13 protein-coding genes are annotated in these 17190 nt (G+C 64.4%); all 13 read right to left on the bottom strand.

Annotated features, from left to right (window positions below; all coding sequences use genetic code 11):
- Window positions 1–61 precede the first annotated feature (61 nt).
- The 13 genes from ftsZ to ACEW8G_RS05410 all read right to left on the bottom strand — a co-directional run bounded on the left by ftsZ (window position 62) and on the right by ACEW8G_RS05410 (window position 17094).
- Window positions 62–1549 carry a cell division protein FtsZ gene (ftsZ, locus tag ACEW8G_RS05470; RefSeq protein WP_373487429.1) on the bottom strand — a complete coding sequence of 496 codons (1488 nt, stop codon included), beginning with the start codon at window positions 1547–1549 and terminating at the stop codon, window positions 62–64.
- A gap of 136 nt (window positions 1550–1685) precedes the next feature.
- Entirely contained in the window at window positions 1686–3005 is a 1320-nt protein-coding gene (ftsA, locus tag ACEW8G_RS05465) for a cell division protein FtsA (RefSeq protein ID WP_373487428.1), read from the bottom strand.
- Window positions 3002–3949: a cell division protein FtsQ/DivIB gene (locus ACEW8G_RS05460; protein ID WP_373487427.1), complete on the bottom strand. Its 948-nt coding sequence runs from the start codon at window positions 3947–3949 to the stop codon at window positions 3002–3004. The genes ftsA and ACEW8G_RS05460 overlap by 4 nt, the downstream gene beginning before the upstream one ends.
- Window positions 3946–4869, bottom strand: a complete 924-nt coding sequence (locus ACEW8G_RS05455; RefSeq protein ID WP_373487426.1) for a D-alanine--D-alanine ligase — start codon at window positions 4867–4869, stop codon at window positions 3946–3948. Before ACEW8G_RS05455 ends, ACEW8G_RS05460 begins: the two co-directional genes overlap by 4 nt.
- A 95-nt stretch (window positions 4870–4964) precedes the next feature.
- Window positions 4965–5894, bottom strand: a complete 930-nt coding sequence (gene murB, locus ACEW8G_RS05450) for a UDP-N-acetylmuramate dehydrogenase (protein ID WP_373487452.1) — start codon at window positions 5892–5894, stop codon at window positions 4965–4967.
- A gap of 26 nt (window positions 5895–5920) precedes the next feature.
- On the bottom strand, window positions 5921–7333 hold the full coding sequence (gene murC / locus ACEW8G_RS05445; protein WP_373487425.1) for a UDP-N-acetylmuramate--L-alanine ligase: 1413 nt from the start codon (window positions 7331–7333) through the stop codon (window positions 5921–5923).
- Window positions 7330–8520 carry an undecaprenyldiphospho-muramoylpentapeptide beta-N-acetylglucosaminyltransferase gene (murG, locus tag ACEW8G_RS05440; protein WP_373487424.1) on the bottom strand — a complete coding sequence of 397 codons (1191 nt, stop codon included), beginning with the start codon at window positions 8518–8520 and terminating at the stop codon, window positions 7330–7332. Before murG ends, murC begins: the two co-directional genes overlap by 4 nt.
- The gene (locus tag ACEW8G_RS05435; RefSeq protein WP_373487423.1) at window positions 8517–9752 is read right to left on the bottom strand and encodes an FtsW/RodA/SpoVE family cell cycle protein; all 1236 of its coding nucleotides are present in this window, start codon (window positions 9750–9752) and stop codon (window positions 8517–8519) included. Before ACEW8G_RS05435 ends, murG begins: the two co-directional genes overlap by 4 nt.
- Window positions 9749–11092, bottom strand: coding sequence for a UDP-N-acetylmuramoyl-L-alanine--D-glutamate ligase (gene murD, locus ACEW8G_RS05430; RefSeq protein ID WP_373487422.1), 1344 nt, complete (start codon window positions 11090–11092; stop codon window positions 9749–9751). Before murD ends, ACEW8G_RS05435 begins: the two co-directional genes overlap by 4 nt.
- Complete coding sequence (mraY, locus tag ACEW8G_RS05425; protein WP_373487421.1) at window positions 11089–12159, bottom strand: phospho-N-acetylmuramoyl-pentapeptide-transferase; 1071 nt, start codon at window positions 12157–12159, stop codon at window positions 11089–11091. Before mraY ends, murD begins: the two co-directional genes overlap by 4 nt.
- Window positions 12159–13574, bottom strand: coding sequence for a UDP-N-acetylmuramoyl-tripeptide--D-alanyl-D-alanine ligase (gene murF, locus ACEW8G_RS05420; protein WP_373487420.1), 1416 nt, complete (start codon window positions 13572–13574; stop codon window positions 12159–12161). Before murF ends, mraY begins: the two co-directional genes overlap by 1 nt.
- Before the next feature lie 226 nt (window positions 13575–13800).
- Window positions 13801–15228 (bottom strand): UDP-N-acetylmuramoyl-L-alanyl-D-glutamate--2,6-diaminopimelate ligase, encoded by a 1428-nt coding sequence (locus ACEW8G_RS05415; protein WP_373487419.1) that lies wholly within the window; start codon window positions 15226–15228, stop codon window positions 13801–13803.
- Between the two features lie 84 nt (window positions 15229–15312).
- The gene (locus tag ACEW8G_RS05410; RefSeq protein ID WP_373487418.1) at window positions 15313–17094 is read right to left on the bottom strand and encodes a peptidoglycan D,D-transpeptidase FtsI family protein; all 1782 of its coding nucleotides are present in this window, start codon (window positions 17092–17094) and stop codon (window positions 15313–15315) included.
- Between the last annotated feature and the right edge of the window lie 96 nt (window positions 17095–17190).

Below are 17190 nucleotides of genomic sequence, written 5' to 3'. Positions count from 1 at the left end.
TTCGACGATTGGTAGAACCGGGCGTGAGCAACCATGCACACCACCCGGCTTCACCATGTCATCAAGAATTGTTCTGGCGGCCCAGAAAGCGCGGGATGTTAAGCGGCGGTGCGTCCGTCGTATCATCTTCGTCACTGTCACCATCGCGCGCGCCGCCCCGCGACATGCTCGACATCCGCTCAAACAAGGTGCCGCCGCCGGTCGCTACACGCGGCGGCTTGGGCTTGAGCGGGCTTTCTGTCGGTGCCACCAGCGGTGCCGGGGCCTCTTGCTGGTCTGCTTCGGCAAGGCTTTCGGCATCGAGCAGCAGTTCGTCGTTGGCCGGGCTGGATTCTGTCGCGTCGTCATCGCCAATCGCTTCTGCGGCCAGTCCCAGGTCCAGCGGTTCAGGATATTCAGGCTCGGCCATGTCCAGCCCGGAGGCTGCTGCGGCCTCGGGTGGACGGGCAAAGGACGGTGTTGTCGATGGCGCAGGTGGTGCGGGTGCTGCCACCGGCACTGGCGCAGGCGTCGGCATCGAAAAGCCACGCGTGCCTGCGGTCGAAAGCGTGAATGGACGCGAATCCTCTGCGTTCTGCAAACCCTCACCATCGATCCCGGTCGCCACCACCGAGACCCTGATCTTGCCTTCAAGCTCGGGGTTGAAGGCGCTGCCCCAGATGATGTTGGCATCGGGATCGACCAGTTCGCGAATGTGATTGGCGGCCTCGTCAACCTCCATCAGGCGCATGTCATCGCCGCCGGTGATCGAGACGATGACACCCTTGGCGCCGCGCATCGAAACGCCATCGAGCAATGGATTGGCGATTGCGCGTTCCGCCGCTTCCAGCGCGCGGCCGTCGCCTTCGGCCTCGCCGGTGCCCATCATCGCCTTGCCCATTTCGCGCATCACCGAACGGATGTCGGCAAAATCGAGGTTGATCAGGCCGGGATTGACGATGAGATCGGTGATCGAGCGCACCCCCTGTTGCAGCACCTCGTCCGCCATCTTGAAGGCTTCTTTGAAGGTTGTGTTGGGGTTGGCAATCAGGAACAGGTTCTGGTTGGGAATGACGATCAGCGTATCGACGTTCTTCTGCAGTTCCTCGATGCCACTGTCGGCGGCGCGCATCCGGCGCGTGCCTTCAAAGGTGAACGGCTTGGTGACCACACCGACGGTCAGGATGCCGCGTTCACGCGCTGCCTTGGCGATCACCGGCGCAGCCCCAGTGCCGGTGCCCCCGCCCATGCCTGCGGCGATAAAGCACATATGCGTGCCCTCAAGGATCGCCTCGATATCCTGCACGGTTTCCTCGGCAGCCGCGCGACCAACCTCGGGCCGCGATCCTGCACCCAGGCCCTGGGTCACATCCGGGCCGAGCTGGATACGCCGCTCGGCAGTCGATGAATTGAGCGCCTGCGCATCGGTATTGGCAACGATGAAATCGACGCCCTCGACATTGGCCGCGATCATGTTGGCAATGGCATTGCCCCCTGCGCCGCCGATACCAATCACCGCGATGCGCGGACGCAATTCGTCAACGGTGGGCGGTCCAATGGTGATGCTCATGCGTCCAATCTCCCATGCTTCATGAAATTGAAGCAATAGCAGGTTTCACCTTGCACAGTTTGATTCGCGAATTCACGTAAAATATCGCGTTTTCCACCGCTTCGTGCATTTGCGCTGGTTTTCGAGGCGCTACCCATCAGAAATTGGCCCGGAAGGTGCGCCAGAGCCGCTGCATGACGGCAGCACCTGAATGCTTGTGGACCTGCTGATAGGATGACGCGACGGTGCGGATGTCCACCGGCTCGTTTGCTGCGAACAGCACCAGCCCGGCGAGCGTCGAAAAGGCAGGGCCAGCGTGGGCATCGGGCAGGCCGACCAGCCCCGTCGGGCGTCCGATGCGTACCGTGCGGCCAAGCGCCACCTGCATGTGATCGGCCAGCCCGCGCAGCTCTGCGCAGCCGCCGGTCAGCACGATGCGTTGACCCTGCGCGCCGGTGAAGCCCAATGCCTTCAATCCTTTGGCGACCTCGCCGACCAGATAGTCGAGCGGCTGGCGGATCACGGAGACCAGCTGTGCGCGGCTGATGCTGTTCTTGTCGTCTGCGCTGCGGGCTGCCGTACCGACCAGCTTGCTGTCCTCATCGGGCAGGCGCAGGTCGATCATGTCATGATTGTCCCGCGGTGACGATGTCGCTGCACCGTGGAAGCACTTGATCCGCTCCGCCTCTGTCCGGCGCAGGCCAAAGGCCGAGGCAATGGCGTCGGTGATGTCCGATCCACCAAAGGGAATGGTGAACAGGCCAACCAGCATGCCGCCGGCGTAAAGCGAAATGTTGGTGACCGCCGCACCCATTTCTATGAGCGCCACGCCAAGCTCGCGCTCCTCCTCGCCCAGGCACGCGGTGCCCGCAGCGATCGGCGAGGCAACAATGCCGCGCACGCCAAGGTAAGCCGCGCCAACGGTCTGGTCGATGTTGCGCACCGGCGCGCCATCGGCAAACACCACATGGATATCGACCCCCAGCCGCTCGGCATGCAAGCCGATCGGTTTTTTGACGCCCGTCGCGCCATCGAGCGTATAGAGCGCAGGCTGCGCATGCAGCACCAGCCGTCCGCCCGGCTGGATGGTCTCGCGCCCCGCGACCAGCAGATGATCGACATCATCCTCATCGATGCGGCCACCGCCCAGGTCCACCTCAACCCGTGCAATCGTGCTCGACAAGCCGCCCGATGTGCAACTGACATGCACGTGATCGATGTTGATGCCCGCCATGCGCTCGGCCTGTTCCACCGCCTCGCGCACCGCCAGCTCGGTCGCCTGCAGATCGGTGATATAGCCGCGCTTGACGCCTTCGCTCAGCCGCTGCCCGGCGCCCAGCACCAGCAGCTCGCCGGTCTCGGTGCGACCAACAATCAGCGCGGCGATCTTGGACGATCCAATGTCGAGCGCGCCGAACGTCGCCTCGATGCGCGGTTTGGCGGCGGCGGGTGCCTTGCGTGACTTGCTGTCTGTCATTGTTCTGCCAATGCCATGCTGTCGGGGGCGGGCCGTGGTTCGCGCGGCTTGCGTAAATAGGCGCGTTCGGGATCGCGCAGATCGAAATAGGTCACGCCCTTACCCAGCAGCCGGTTGACGCCGTCCATCCGCGCGAAATTGACCAAAGCCGCCTCCGACAGATCGGCCCCTTCGGGCAGCGCCAGCACCTCGCCTGAATGGAAGGTCAGGTTCCAGCGCCGGTTGCCGACCCATTCGGCCTCTTTCACCTGCGGGGTCAGCGCCGGGGCAACATCGAGCAGCTTGGTGAGATCGCCGATCCGCGCATTGGCGCGCGCGCCAACGATGCGCAGCATCTTGGGGTCGATCTGGTCGCGCGGCAGCTCCAGCGGAACCCCCTGCGCATCGACCAGCATCGTCTTGCCCTTGGCGTTCCACACAGCAACGGGCTTGCGTTCGACGATATCGACAATCAGCGTATCGGGCAGCTGCCGCGAAATGCGTGCATCGGCAATCCAGCCGGTCGGCGCGGTGCGTTTGCCAGCGGCGTCGCCCTCGGCATCGGGCGCGACCAGCTTCATCCCCATCAGTTCATAGCGCAGCTCTTCAAGATCGACGTTGAGCATCGAGCGGTCCTTTTGCGCCAGCGCGATTTCATAGACCTTGAGCTCGTTCATCTTGTCGACGTTCCGCACCTCGACCTTCTTGACCTCAAAGCCCGCGCGGCCCGCAGCGAGCGCCACCTCATCGCGCGCCATTGCGGGCAGGCCCATGAACTGCGCGGTGATGATGCCACCGATCGTCAGTAACCCAAGCACGCCGATGGTCGCCGCCTTTTGCAGCTGCGCATCGCTGAACGGCAGGCGTCCGAGCAGCGCGTTGGCGCGCGAGCGCTGCCGGGTGCGCGGCTTGCGGCTTGATGCCCTGCTGCGGGCGGGTGCGCCGCGTTTGATCCGGGTGGTCATGATGCCTGCTCCCCAAGGGCTTGCTGGACAATCGCTTCGACAAGATCGGCATAGCTGATGCCGCAGTATTGCGCCTGTTCGGGCACCAGGCTCAACGGCGTCATGCCCGGCTGGGTGTTGACCTCAAGCAGGTAAAGCCCTGCCGCGCCTTGTTCATCATCCCAGCGGAAATCGGAGCGCGACGCGCCGTTGCAGCCCAGAATCTGGTGTGCGCGCAACGCAAGATCGAGGCACATCGCGGCGATATCGGCGGGGATGTCCGCCGGGCAAATGTGCAGCGTCAACCCGTCGGTATATTTGGCCTCATAGTCGTAAAAGCCCGATTTGGTCTGCAACTCGGTGACGCACAGGGCGCGGTCGCAGAGCACCGCGACCGTCAGTTCGCGGCCCTTGATAAACGGTTCGGCGAGCAGTTCATCGAAATGCTGCCAGGGGCCGGACGCCTCAGCGCTGATCGGGTCGCCATAGTTGCTTTCCGCCTTGACGATGGCAACTCCGACCGAGGAGCCTTCGTTGACCGGCTTCAGCACATAGGGGCGCGGCAGCGGATCGCCCGCGTAAAGGCTTTGCGAGCGCACAATATGTCCGCCCGGCATCGGAATGCCATGCGGCATCAGCGCCTGCTTGGTCAGCACCTTGTCGATGGCAATCACCGAGGTGGCCAGGCCCGAGTGCGTATAGGGAATCTGCATCAGATCGAGCATGCCCTGCACGCTGCCATCTTCGCCCGGCGTGCCGTGCAGCGCGTTGAACACCACATCGGGGCGAATGCCGGACAGCACCGCAGCCACATTGCGGTCCATATCGACGCGGGTGACAGTGTGCCCGCGCGATTCAAGCGCCTTGGCAACACCCTCGCCGCTCATCAGCGACACCTCGCGCTCCGCCGACCAGCCGCCCATCAGGACAGCGATGTGCAACCTCGCCCTCTCTCGTTGAGCTACATTCGCCTGCGGCTCAGGGGAGAGGGAAGAGCTGCGCAGCGGCGAAGGGAGAGGGGAGTGTGCTGAGCTAGTCATGTGCTGACTCCCCCTCTCCCCAGCCCTCTCCCCTGAAGGGGAGAGGGAGAAGTATTTCCTATCCGCTGGATTTCCCATTCCAGCTCCACGCCCGACTGCGCCTTCACGCGGGCGCGCACCTCTTCGCCCAGCGCTTCAATATCGGCGCTGGTCGCATCGCCGGTGTTGATCAGAAAGTTGGTGTGCTTCTCGCTCACCTGCGCGCCGCCGACTGCCAATCCGCGGCATCCGGCGGCGTCGATCAACGCCCAGGCCTTGTGCCGATCGGGGTTCTTGAAGGTCGATCCGCCGGTCTTGCTGCGCAGCGGCTGGCTGGCCTCGCGCGAGGTGGCGATGCGGTCCATCTCGGCCTGAATGGCGGCGGGGTCGGCAGGCGCGCCCTGGATCCGCGCGCTGATGACAATCGCGCCATCGGGCAGATCGGAGTGGCGATAGCTGTAGTGCAGGTCCGCGAGCGCCAGCGTCCGGCGTGCGCCGTTGCGATCGACAATCTCGCAATCGATCAGGATGTCCATCACCTCGCGGCCATAGGCGCCGCCGTTCATCCGCACGAAGCCGCCGACCGTGCCGGGGATCGAGCGCAGAAACTCCAGCCCGCCAATTCCGGCTTCGCGCGCGGTGGAGGACACGAGAATACCCGAGGCTCCGGCGCCGCAGCGCAAGGTTATGTCGTCCAGCCGTTCAACCTGCGCAAACGCCTTGCCCAGCCGCACCACGACGCCCGGCACCCCGCCATCGCGCACGATAAGGTTGGAGCCAAGGCCCAGCGCCATCACCGGGATTGACGGGTCGAGCGCGACGAGGAACTGCGCCAGATCGTCAGCGTCCTTGGGCTCGAACAGCCATTCAGCAGGGCCGCCAGTCTTGAACCACAGCAAGGGGGCCAGCGGCGCATTGGCGGTCAACTTGCCACGCACGCTCGGCATTGTCTCAGAGCGGGAGGCCGCAGAAATCACGCAGTCACCCTCCGCGTAGCTATCGCATCAGCAAGCCCCGCCGCCCATTTAGTGATATCACCCGCACCCAGGCACACGACCATGTCGCCGCGCTCTGCCTCCTCAGCCAACAAATCCGCCAGCTCATCCGCGCCGCTGATCGTGCGTGCCTGCCGATGGCCGCGTTGCTTGAGGCCGCTGGTCAGCGCATCGGCATCGACGCCCTCGACCGGGTCCTCGCCGGCCGCATAGACGGGCGCGACATAGACGACATCGGCATCGTTGAACGCTTGCTGGAACTCATCCATCAGATCGCCCAGCCGCGAATAGCGGTGCGGTTGCACGACCGCGATGATGCGGTTTTCCGCGCCCTCGCGCGCGGCAGCAAGCACCGCGCGAATTTCAACCGGATGGTGGCCATAATCATCAATGACGGTGATGCCGTCGACTTCACCCACCTTGGTGAAGCGCCGCTTGACCCCGCCGAACTTGGCAAAGCCGGTAACGATGTCGCTGTCGGCCATGCCCATCTGCAACGCGACCGCAATCGCCGCAATCGCGTTCTGCACATTGTGGCGTCCCGGCATCGGCAGTTCGATACCCGCAATCTGCCGGATCGAGCCATCGCGCTCGCGCACCGTCACGTCGAAGCGGTTGCCGCCGGGGATCGGGGTGACGTTCTCGCCCTTGATATCGGCCTGCGCGGAAAAGCCATAGGTCACGATCCGCCGGTCCCTGACGCGCGGCAGGATCGCCTGCACTTCGGGATGATCGAGGCACAGGATCGCTGCGCCATAGAAGGGCACGTTCTCGACGAACTCGACAAACGCGTCCTTGACCGCATCGAAGCTGCCATAATGGTCGAGATGTTCAGGATCGATGTTGGTGACCACCGCAATCGTGCCGTCGAGCCGCAGGAAGCTGCCGTCGCTTTCGTCGGCCTCAACCACCATCCACTCGCTCGCGCCCAGCCGTGCGTTCGATCCGTAGCTGTTGATGATGCCGCCGTTGATCACGGTCGGGTCGATGCCGCCGGCATCGAGCATCGCGGCGACCATCGATGTCGTGGTCGTCTTGCCGTGCGTTCCGGCAATCGCGACGGTGGACTTGAGCCGCATCAGTTCGGCGAGCATCTCGGCGCGGCGCACCACCGGCACACGCGTTTCCAGCGCCAGATCAACCTCGGGATTGCCGCGCTTGATCGCGGTCGAGGTGACAACCACGGCGGCGTCACCCAGATTCTCGGCGGTGTGGCCGATCATCACGTTGATGCCGCGCTTGCGCAGACCATCGATGACATAGCTTTCTGCGATGTCCGAGCCCTGCACCTTGTAGCCCAGATTGTGCATCACCTCGGCAATGCCCGACATGCCGATGCCGCCGATACCGATAAAATGGATCGTGCCGATGTCGATGCCGACGCCCTTCATGCTTCTGCTCTTTCTGTTTCGCGGGCGAGTGCCTCGCCACCGATCGCATGCCCCTTCGCAGAGGGCGCGACACGGATGATGTCGGCAAGCGGCGCAGCGCCAAAGCTCTCGACCAGATCGGCAAGGTCACGCACCGCGTGGGGGTAACCGCAGGTATGCGCGGCAAGCGCGGCATTCTCCAGCGCCTGCGTATCGAGCGCCATCTTCTGGATCTGCTTGGCAAGTTCCTTGGGCGTGAATGCCTCCTGCCGGATCGAACGTGCACCGCCTGCCTTGACCATCTCCCGCGCATTGGCGCTCTGGTGGTCATCGGTGGCGATGGGCAGCGGGATCAGGATCGCGGGCCGCCCGGCCACGGTCAGCTCGGCAATCGTCGATGCGCCCGCGCGGCCGATAAACAGATGCGACCAGCCCAGCTTGGCGGGCAGATCGTTCATATAGGTGGCGAGCTCCGCCGGAATGCCGAACTCGGCATATTTGGCCCGCACGCCGTCAATGTCTTCCTCGCGGCACTGTTGCACCACCTGCAGGCGGCGGCGCAGATTGACCGGCAGCATGGCGAGCCCGTCGGGCACCACCTCTGACAATATGCGCGCGCCCTGGCTGCCGCCGGTGACAAGCACGCGGAACACCCCGTCCTCAAGCAGCGGCGGATAGTTCTGGCCGCGCAGGTCGAGCACCTCTTCACGCACCGGGTTGCCAACAATGTGCAACTTGTGGCTGTGCTTGGGGTCCAGCCGGTCGACCTGCTTGTAGGCGGTGGCAATCGCGTTCACCCGGCCCGCCATAAAGCGGTTGACCCGGCCCAGCACCGCGTTCTGTTCATGAATGATCGTCGGGATGCCCGCCTTTTGTGCCGCCAGCAAGGTGGGCAGCGCGGGGTATCCGCCAAAGCCGATCACAGCGGTGGGCTGGAAGGTTTCGAACAGGTTGAGCGCCATCCTGCGCCCCGCCCAGATGCCCTTCATGCCGCGCAGCCAGCCCATCGGGCCGCCGGCAATCCGCCCCGGCGGCAGGATGTGGACCTGATCGCCCTCGAACACGCCGGGAATCTTCGCGCCGCGCTCATCGGTGATAAGCGCGATATGATGGCCGCGCTGCTGCAGCTCACGCGCGAGTGCAAAAGCGGGGATCAGGTGACCCCCGGTGCCGCCAGCGGCGAGCACATAGTGGCGGGTGATGGTCATGGTCTGCTCCATTCGGACCCAAGCATGGATCGGTCCTGGAACGGGTTACGACGGGTGAGCGCCAACAGCAATCCCACGCCGATGCTCAGCGCGATCATCGACGATCCGCCATAGCTGATAAATGGCAAGGTCATGCCCTTTGACGGGAACAGCTGCAGGTTGACCGCGATGTTGATGAACGCCTGCCCGCCGAACTGCGCGGTGAGCCCGGCCACCGCCATGATCGTGAACAGGTCGCGTTCCTCAAGCAGGCGAAGGCACACGCGCACGATGATGGCGAAATACACGAGCGCAATCGCCGCGCAGGCAAGCAACCCGAACTCCTCGCCGATCACCGAAAAGATATAGTCGGTGTGCGCTTCGGGCAGGTTGAACTTGTTGCTGCCCAGCCCCGGCCCGGTGCCGATCAGCCCGCCACCGGTGAGCGTCTTGTGCGCGAACATCACCTGATCGTATTCGCCGCCACCAAACAGCCAGCCGTTGATCCGCTGCGTCGCGACGGGATAGAGAAAATAGGCTGCGGTCATGCCCAGCGCGCCCGCGCCCAGCCCGAGCCCGACCACCTGCAGCGGCAGCCCGGCCAGCACCAGCAGGGTGAAAGCGATGCCGATGAAGACGATGGTCTGGCCAAGATCGGGCTGGCGCATCAACAGCACCGCGACAAACGCGGTCAGCAAGATGCACACCGTCATCACCGGCAGGCTTGGGTCCTTGATCTTCCACGACAGAATCCACGCGAGTGTGACCGCAAAGGCGGGTTTGAGGAATTCCGACGGCTGCAGCGTCAGACCGTAGCCGATCCAGCGCTTCGACCCGTTGATTTCCGAACCGAACACGGGAACCAGCACCAGCAGCGCCAGAAATATGCCGGTCATGATGATCGCCAGCCGCCGCGCCTCGCGCTTGGGCAGCATCGAGACGATGAACATCGCCACCAGACCCACGGTGACCCAGCCCAGCTGGCGATAGAAAAAATACAGCGGGTTGAGCGTTTCATCGGGCGTGGACAAGCGCCGCGCCGATGCGGGCGATGCCGCCTGCACCGCGATCAGCCCGATGGCGACGAGCACGAGGATCAACGTGAGCAACACCCGGTCCAGCTCCCAGAACCAGATCGCCAGCTGCGAACGGTCTGACCGGCCCAGACGTCGGCCGAGGCTGCGCGGCAGCTGATAGGGGCGTGCCACCGCCGGCTGCGTTTCGGGCATGGTACCGGCGGTGAGATCATTCATCGCACATTGTCCTTTGCTCGGGCGTCCTCGGTCTGCGCCGTGACCAAAGCCGCGACGATCTGGCGGAAACTGTCGCCACGCGCCTCAAAATCGCGGAACTGGTCGAACGATGCGCAGGCGGGCGACAGCAGCACGGTATCGCCCGGCAAGGCATTCGCCATCGCGGCGCGCACCGCCGTGTCCATCATCTCGGCGCGGGTCACCGGCATGTGGGCGCCAAGCTGGTCAGCAAAGACCGGCCCGGCCTCGCCAATCGTATAGGCCTCAACCACATGGCCGAAAAACGGCGCGCATTCATCAAGGCTGTCGCCCTTTGGCAGCCCGCCAACGATCCAGTGGATGCGCGGATAGGCGGCAAGCGCGGGCGCGGTCGAGGCCGGGTTGGTCGCCTTGCTGTCGTTGACATACAGCACGCCATTGTGTTCGGCGACGCGCTCCATACGGTGCGGCAGGCTGGAATAGCTGGCCAGCGCAGCGCGCGCCTTGGCTGCATCCACCCCCAGCGCCTCGGTCACCGCGAGCGCCACCGCGACATTCTGCGCGTTGTGCGGTCCCTGCAGGCTGGGCCATGCGGCCTGATCTGCGGGGTTGATATCGGCGGCGTGGACCGTGATCACATGGTTCAGGCTTGCGGCAATCGCACAGCTCGGCTCGTCGTCGCACGCGATTACGGCGGGGTGATCACCCTGCTGCATTGAAAATAGCCGGGCCTTTGATGCGCAATAGCCTGCGAACCCATCATAGCGGTCAAGATGATCGGGGGTGATGTTGAGCAGCACCGCGACGTCACAATCGAGGCTGAAGGTCAGGTCGATCTGATAGCTCGACAGCTCAAGCACATAAACGCCGGTGGCGCTGCCATTGGCGGCAAGCGGTGCCTGCGACAAAATAGGCAGGCCAATGTTGCCGCCCATGGCAGCGGGCACACCTGCGACATGCAGGATGTGGTGGATCAGCGCGGTGGTGGTCGATTTGCCGTTGGTTCCGGTGATCCCGACCACCCGGTGCGGCGGGAGGCAGGGCCGGGCAAGCGCGAACAGCTCAATATCGCCGATGATCGCGACCCCGGCGGCGCGCGCACGGTCGGCCACCGGGTGGCGGTTCAGCGGCACGCCGGGGGAGACAATCAGGCCGTCGAAGCCGGTAAGGTCAATCTCCATCGGGTCGCCGGCCACCGCGTCGGGGTGGCATGCGAGCGCCGCCTCGCGCGCCTCTTCGCGACTGTCCCAGATGGTGCACTGCGCGCCCGATGCCATCAGCGCGTCGAGCGTCGCCAGCCCCGAGCGCGCCAGCCCGAGGATGCAATAGCGTTTCGCGGTAAAGGCTTGCGAGACGATCACCGGATTTTCAACGTCGCAAGACCCGCGAGCGCGAGCACGAGCGAGATGATCCAGAAGCGCACCACCACCGTCGATTCGGGCCAGCCCAGCTGCTCGAAATGATGGTGGATCGGGGCCATGCGGAACACACGCTTGCCGGTGCGCTTGAACACGAACACCTGGATGATCACCGACATCGCCTCGATCACGAAAAGCCCGCCGACGATGCCGAGCACGATTTCGTGATGCGCGGCAACCGCAATTGCGCCCAAAGCCCCGCCGAGGGCCAGACTGCCGGTATCGCCCATGAACACCGCCGCCGGGGGCGCGTTAAACCACAGAAATGCAAGGCACGCGCCGATGATGCACCCGCACAGGATCGCCAGCTCGCCAGCGCCCACCACGTGCGGAATGCCCAGATAGGCCGCGAACTTGGCGTTGCCCGCCAGATAGACGATGACCAGAAAGGTCAGGCTGGCGATGATCACCGGAAAGGTCGCCAGCCCATCAAGCCCGTCGGTGAGGTTCACCGCATTGCCAAATGCGACAATCGTGAACGCCGCGAACAGGATGTAGAACCAGCCCAGATCAAACGGCGGATAGTTGAGGAAGGGCACATAGAGCATCGTGCCGGTTTCGTTGAGGATCACCCAGCTCGCGACCCCGGCGATAAGAAACTCGGCTGCCAGCCGCACCTTGCCCGAGACGCCCTTGTGGCTCGCCTTGCGCACCTTGTCATAATCATCAAGGAACCCGATCAGCCCGAAACCCAATGTCACCGCCAGACAGGCCCAGACGAAAACACTGCTCATGTCCATCCACAGCAACAACGAAATGCTGAGCGAAATCAGGATCATCAGCCCACCCATCGTCGGCGTGCCACGCTTGGCAAGATGGGTCTGCGGACCATCTTCGCGGATCGGCTGACCCTTGCCCTGGCGCAGCCGCAACATCACGATGAAGCGCGGACCGATAACCATCCCGATGAACAGCGCAGTGATGATCGCCGCGCCCGAACGGAAACTCAAATAGCGGATAAGGTTCAGCGGCCCCTCAAAATCCAGATATTGTGCCAGCAGATACAGCATCAGAACCCCTCTCGCGCGGCAACCGGCTCGTGGCGCGGCTCGGCAAGCGCACGCACCAGCTTACTCAACCCCATCGCATTGGACCCCTTCACCAGCACCGCATCGCCATCAGACAACAGCGGCGAGAGAACGTCCAACGCAACCCCAGCGGCGGGCACATGCGTGATTTGCCCCTGCCAGACAAGCGATTTGGCGAGCGCATCGGCGAGTGGAGCCATTTCATCGCCCACCAGGATCGCATGGGTCACATCGGCAGCGACAATCGGCTCAATCAGCCCGGCGTGATAGCCCGCGCTGCCCGCGCCAAGTTCCTTCATCGCGCCGAGCACCACGATGCGCCGCTTGACCGGTTCCTGCCCAAGCGCCTCGATGGTCACCCGCATCGATGCCGGGTTGGCGTTGTAGGCCTCGTCGATCAGCAATGCGGTGCCGCCATCTGGCGTCGCAATACGGGTTTGCGCGCCACGCCCCGCCATGCCCGGAAGTTCAGCGAGCGCTACACCTGCCACCGCCAGATCGCCGCCCGCCGCATCGACTGCGGCCATCACCGCCAGCGCATTCATCACCCAGTGGTCGCCGGGAGGGGCGACGCGAAAGCACAGCCGCGCCTCGCCGATCTGCGCGGTGACCAGCGACCCGCCGCCTGTCGCGCGGATGGTGTCGATCAGCTTTGCCTCGCTGTCCGGCCTTGATCCGAAGCGGATGACGTGCGCGGCGTGAGCCGAGGCCGCCGCAAACAGCCGCTCGTAATGCGCGTTGTTGTGGGGCACAATCGCGGTGCCGCCGTCGACAAGCCCCTCGAAAATCTCGGCCTTGGCATCGGCGATGGCCTCTTCGCCGCTAAAATGGCCGATATGCGCAGGCGCGATGGTGGTGATGATCGCAATATGGGGCCGAACGATGCGGGTCAGGTCGGCGAGCTCGCCTGCATGGTTCATCCCCATCTCGAACACGCCATAGCGCGCATCGCGCGGCATCCGGGCGAGGCTGAGCGGCACGCCGACATGGTTGTTGTAGCTTTTGACCGAACGGTGCGCGCCGCCAAAGCTCATCCGGTCGAGCGCCTGAAACAGCGCCTCCTTGGTGCCGGTCTTGCCCGCTGATCCGGTGACCCCGATGATCACTGCGTCGCTGCGGTCACGCGCCGCGCGGCCAAGCGCGGTGAGCGCGGCGGCACTGTCGGTGACCAGCACATGCGGATATTCCACAGGCTGCTGGCAGATCACCCCTGTCGCGCCCGCTGCCATCGCTCTGTCGATGAAGCGGTGGCCGTCGGTCTCCTCGCCCACCATCGCGATGAACAGGTCGCCGGGGGTGATCTCGCGCGAGTCGAACGCGACCCCGGTGACGGAGAAGTCAGCGCTGGCTGTGCCCCCGGTGGCGGTCGCGATCTCGGCGGAGGTCCACAATGTCATCCTTCCTCTCCCCTTGCGGGAGAGGAAAGACTTGGCCTGGCAGCTTGCTGCCTGGCAAGTCTTGGAGAGGGGGAAGCGGCTGCACAACAACCGTCGCGCCCAGCCGCCTTCACCCTCTCCCGGCTTCGACTAGGCAGACAAGCTGACAAGTCTACGCAGCCGTGGACAGAGGCACGTGACTCTGTCCACCCCGTCGAGGGGGAGGGGTAGTCGCGGTTGATCACGCTCACGCCGCGCACTCGCGCGCCACCTGCACATCATCGAACGGCAACACACGGTCGCCGATGATCTGGCCAAGCTCGTGCCCTTTGCCCGCGAGCAGCACGATGTCATGCGCGCCTGCCATCGCCACCGCCTCGGCAATCGCCTCGCGGCGTTCGCCGATCTCGATGGCTCCCGGCGCAGCGGCAATAATGGCGGCGCGGATCAGGCCAGCATCTTCCGAGCGCGGATTGTCATCGGTCACGATCACCACGTCAGACAGGTCACTGGCGACCTTGCCCATCTCGGGCCGCTTGCCGGTGTCGCGGTCGCCGCCTGCGCCGAACAACGTGATCAGCTTGCCGGTTACATGTGGACGCAGCGCTTCGATTGCGGCTTTCAGCCCATCGGGGGTGTGCGCATAATCGACATAGACCGGCGCGCCCGTGCGCGAAATTACCGCGCGCTCCAGCCGCCCGCGCACCGGCTGCAAACGCTGGACGTGATCGAACACTGATTTGGGGTCTTCGCCGCTCGCCAGCACGATGCCTGCCGAAACCAGCGCGTTGGCGGCCTGATACGCACCGATCAGCGGCAGGTTGAGCATCCACTCCTTGCCCTGATGCACGACCTTGAGCTTCTGGCCAAGCTGCGTCGGTACGCGGTCGATCAGGCGGATCGCATCGCCATCGTGGCCCACGGTCATCACCGCGAGCCCGCGTTGCTGCGCGCGCGCGACCACCTTGGCGGACCAGTCGTCATCGGCCCAGACGACAAACGCGCCGCCATCGACCACCACCTCATCGACCAGCCGCATCTTGGCCTCGAAATAGCTGTCCATGTCGCCGTGATAGTCGAGGTGGTCGCGGCTGAGGTTGGTAAACGCGCCGATCTGCACCGGCAGGCCTTCGGTGCGATATTGCGACAGGCCGTGGCTCGATGCCTCAAAGATCGCGTGGCTGACCCCCTCGCGCGCCAGCCCGGACATATTGCCGAGGAAGGTGACGATGTCGGGCGTGGTCAGCCCGGTCGACACCTGATCGACCGAGGTGGTGACCCCCAAGGTCCCGATCGAGGCGGCGCTGTGCCCGGCCATGTGCCACAGCTGGCGGGTCATCTCTGCGGTCGATGTTTTGCCGTTGGTGCCGGTGACGGCAGCGACCGTTGCGGGCACTGGCGTGAAAAACCGCGCCGCGATCTGCGCAAAGGCACGGCGCGGTTCGGCGTCGGCAATGTGCACCGCGCCAGTCACCTGCGCATTCGGCACCGCCACCACCGCTACCGCGCCTGATGCGACCGCTGTGGAAATAAAATCCTCGCCATTGAAGCGGGCACCGGCGAACGCGCCGAACACGGTGCCGGGCGCGACCTTCCGGTGATCGATGGCAAAGCCGGTAACCGTGTGCGCGGCATCGGCGTCAGACAGTCCGGCTGTCAGTTCACCCAATTTCATCGCAACACCCTTTACCGACCCTGAAAATCCCTGCCTCCTCTATGGTGCATATTGCGAGATGCAAGCCCGCCCGTCCTTCATCGCTCAGCCATCATCATTATTTGCCTTGGGCTTGGCTTTGACGGTGGCCTGCGCCTTGACCGGGGCCTTCCACAGCAGCGGCATCAGTTCAGACACATCGACATCGCGCCGGTCATCGGGGATGATGTCGAGCATTGGCCCGATGCGTGGCACCAGCCGCGCCACCACCGGCGCTGCTGTCCAACCGGCAGTGCGCTGGAATGATGACGCCTGATTGCCCGCAGGCTCGTCGATCATGATCAGCACGACATAGCGCGGCGCATCCATCGGGAAGACCGCAGCGAAGGTCGCAACCACCGAGCTGCGCTTGTAGCCGCCCGCACCCGGTTTTTCAGCCGATCCGGTCTTGCCCCCGACCCGGAACCCCGGCGCATCGGCCTTGCGCCCGGTGCCATCCTTGACAATCATCCGCAGTAACTGTCGCATCCGCGCACTGGTTGCCGGCTTGAACACCTGGTCGCCGCGCGGCACCTCCCTGGGGTCGAGCTTGACGAGCGTTGCGGGACGGTAGAGTCCGCCGTTGACCATTGCCGCATAGCCACTCGCCAGATGCAGCGGCGACACCGCGATGCCATGGCCATAGCCGACGGTCATGTTGGTCAGCCGTCCCCAGTTTGCAGGCCACAGCGGCTTGGCGCGTTCGTGCAGGTTGATCTCGGCGGGCCGGTCAAAGTGCAGATCGCGCATGACCTTCTGAAACCGCTCGGGGCCAAGCTCGTCGGCAATCCGCGCGGTCACGATATTCGAGCTGTGGATCAATGTTTCGGGCACGTTGAGCCAGCGGCGCTGCGAATGCAAATCGCGGATCTGGAAGCCGCCCACCTTAAGCGGTGCGGTCGCGTCATAGCGCCGCGACAGATCAGTGACAGTACCCGCATCGATCGCCGCCGCAACAGTCAGCGGCTTGAACGTCGATCCCAGTTCGAAAAAGCGATAGGTGACCTGATTGGCCTCAAACGGCGCGCTGCTGGCATCGAAACGGTTGGGGTTGAAACTGGGCAGCGACGTCATCGCCATCACCTCGCCGGTATCGACATCCAGCACGATGCCGGCAGCGGCCTTGGCGTCATAAGATTTCATCGCGCGGCCAAGCTCGTCTTCCAGCGCCGCCTGCACGCGGATATCGATCGAGAGCGCCGCCGGGGTGAGCCGCTGCACCGGATCGACAAGCTGCTTCTGGAGCGCGCGCTCCATGCCCATCATGCCCTCTTCGGCAACCGAAGGCACCATCTGGCCAGCGGCATTTTTCCGCTCAGGATGACCGACATAGCCCAGCACGTGCGCGGCGAGTTGCAGCTGCGGGTAAAAGCGTTCCTGCTCGCGTGGATATTCGATGCCGACCTCGCCCAGCATATGCACCTTGTTGACCTCTTCGGGAACGGCGCGGCGGCGCAAATAGGTGGGCTTCTTGTTGTTCAGCAAAGCGAGGAAGCGCGCCTCGCTGGTATCAGGGAAAATCTCGGAGAGCGAGGCGGCCAGCGCCTTACGATCCCCGATCAGCCGCTCGGGCACGACGCGGATGGCGTAGCCCTGGATGGTGCGCGCCAATGGCACGCCGTTGCGGTCGACAATGTCGCCGCGACCCGGATCAACATGCGAGGATCGCGATGCCGCCTGCGCCTGCTCACCAAACACGCCGATGAAGGTCAGGCGCATCAGGATCGACGCCATGCCCAGCCCGAACACCGCCAGTACCAGGGTCAGACGCATCCGGGCGGTCACCGCCAGTCGCTGGCGCTTGCTGGCCAGCCGGACCCGGCGGCTTGCCGAAACCAGTGCGGTCATTGCCCATTTTCCTCCGCCAGTTCGGCCGACGCCTGTCGGTCGAGGCGGTCAAGCAGCCGGTCATCGAGCAGGCGGCGAGCGGTTGCGCTCCCCGCA

This window comes from Blastomonas sp., from assembly GCF_041747255.1.
Taxonomy (GTDB): domain Bacteria; phylum Pseudomonadota; class Alphaproteobacteria; order Sphingomonadales; family Sphingomonadaceae; genus Blastomonas.
The sequence above is the reverse complement of the archived record's forward strand: the minus strand, read 5'-3'. Positions and strand labels throughout refer to the sequence as shown.

Coding starts and splice junctions, on each gene's coding strand:
- ftsZ (WP_373487429.1), bottom strand. CDS start 1,549: ATGAGCATCACCATTGGACCGCCCACCGTTGACGAATTGCGTCCGCGC.
- ftsA (WP_373487428.1), bottom strand. CDS start 3,005: ATGACAGACAGCAAGTCACGCAAGGCACCCGCCGCCGCCAAACCGCGC.
- ACEW8G_RS05460 (WP_373487427.1), bottom strand. CDS start 3,949: ATGACCACCCGGATCAAACGCGGCGCACCCGCCCGCAGCAGGGCATCA.
- murB (WP_373487452.1), bottom strand. CDS start 5,894: ATGCCGAGCGTGCGTGGCAAGTTGACCGCCAATGCGCCGCTGGCCCCC.
- murC (WP_373487425.1), bottom strand. CDS start 7,333: ATGAAGGGCGTCGGCATCGACATCGGCACGATCCATTTTATCGGTATC.
- murG (WP_373487424.1), bottom strand. CDS start 8,520: ATGACCATCACCCGCCACTATGTGCTCGCCGCTGGCGGCACCGGGGGT.
- ACEW8G_RS05435 (WP_373487423.1), bottom strand. CDS start 9,752: ATGAATGATCTCACCGCCGGTACCATGCCCGAAACGCAGCCGGCGGTG.
- mraY (WP_373487421.1), bottom strand. CDS start 12,159: ATGCTGTATCTGCTGGCACAATATCTGGATTTTGAGGGGCCGCTGAAC.
- murF (WP_373487420.1), bottom strand. CDS start 13,574: ATGACATTGTGGACCTCCGCCGAGATCGCGACCGCCACCGGGGGCACA.
- ACEW8G_RS05415 (WP_373487419.1), bottom strand. CDS start 15,228: ATGAAATTGGGTGAACTGACAGCCGGACTGTCTGACGCCGATGCCGCG.
- ACEW8G_RS05410 (WP_373487418.1), bottom strand. CDS start 17,094: ATGACCGCACTGGTTTCGGCAAGCCGCCGGGTCCGGCTGGCCAGCAAG.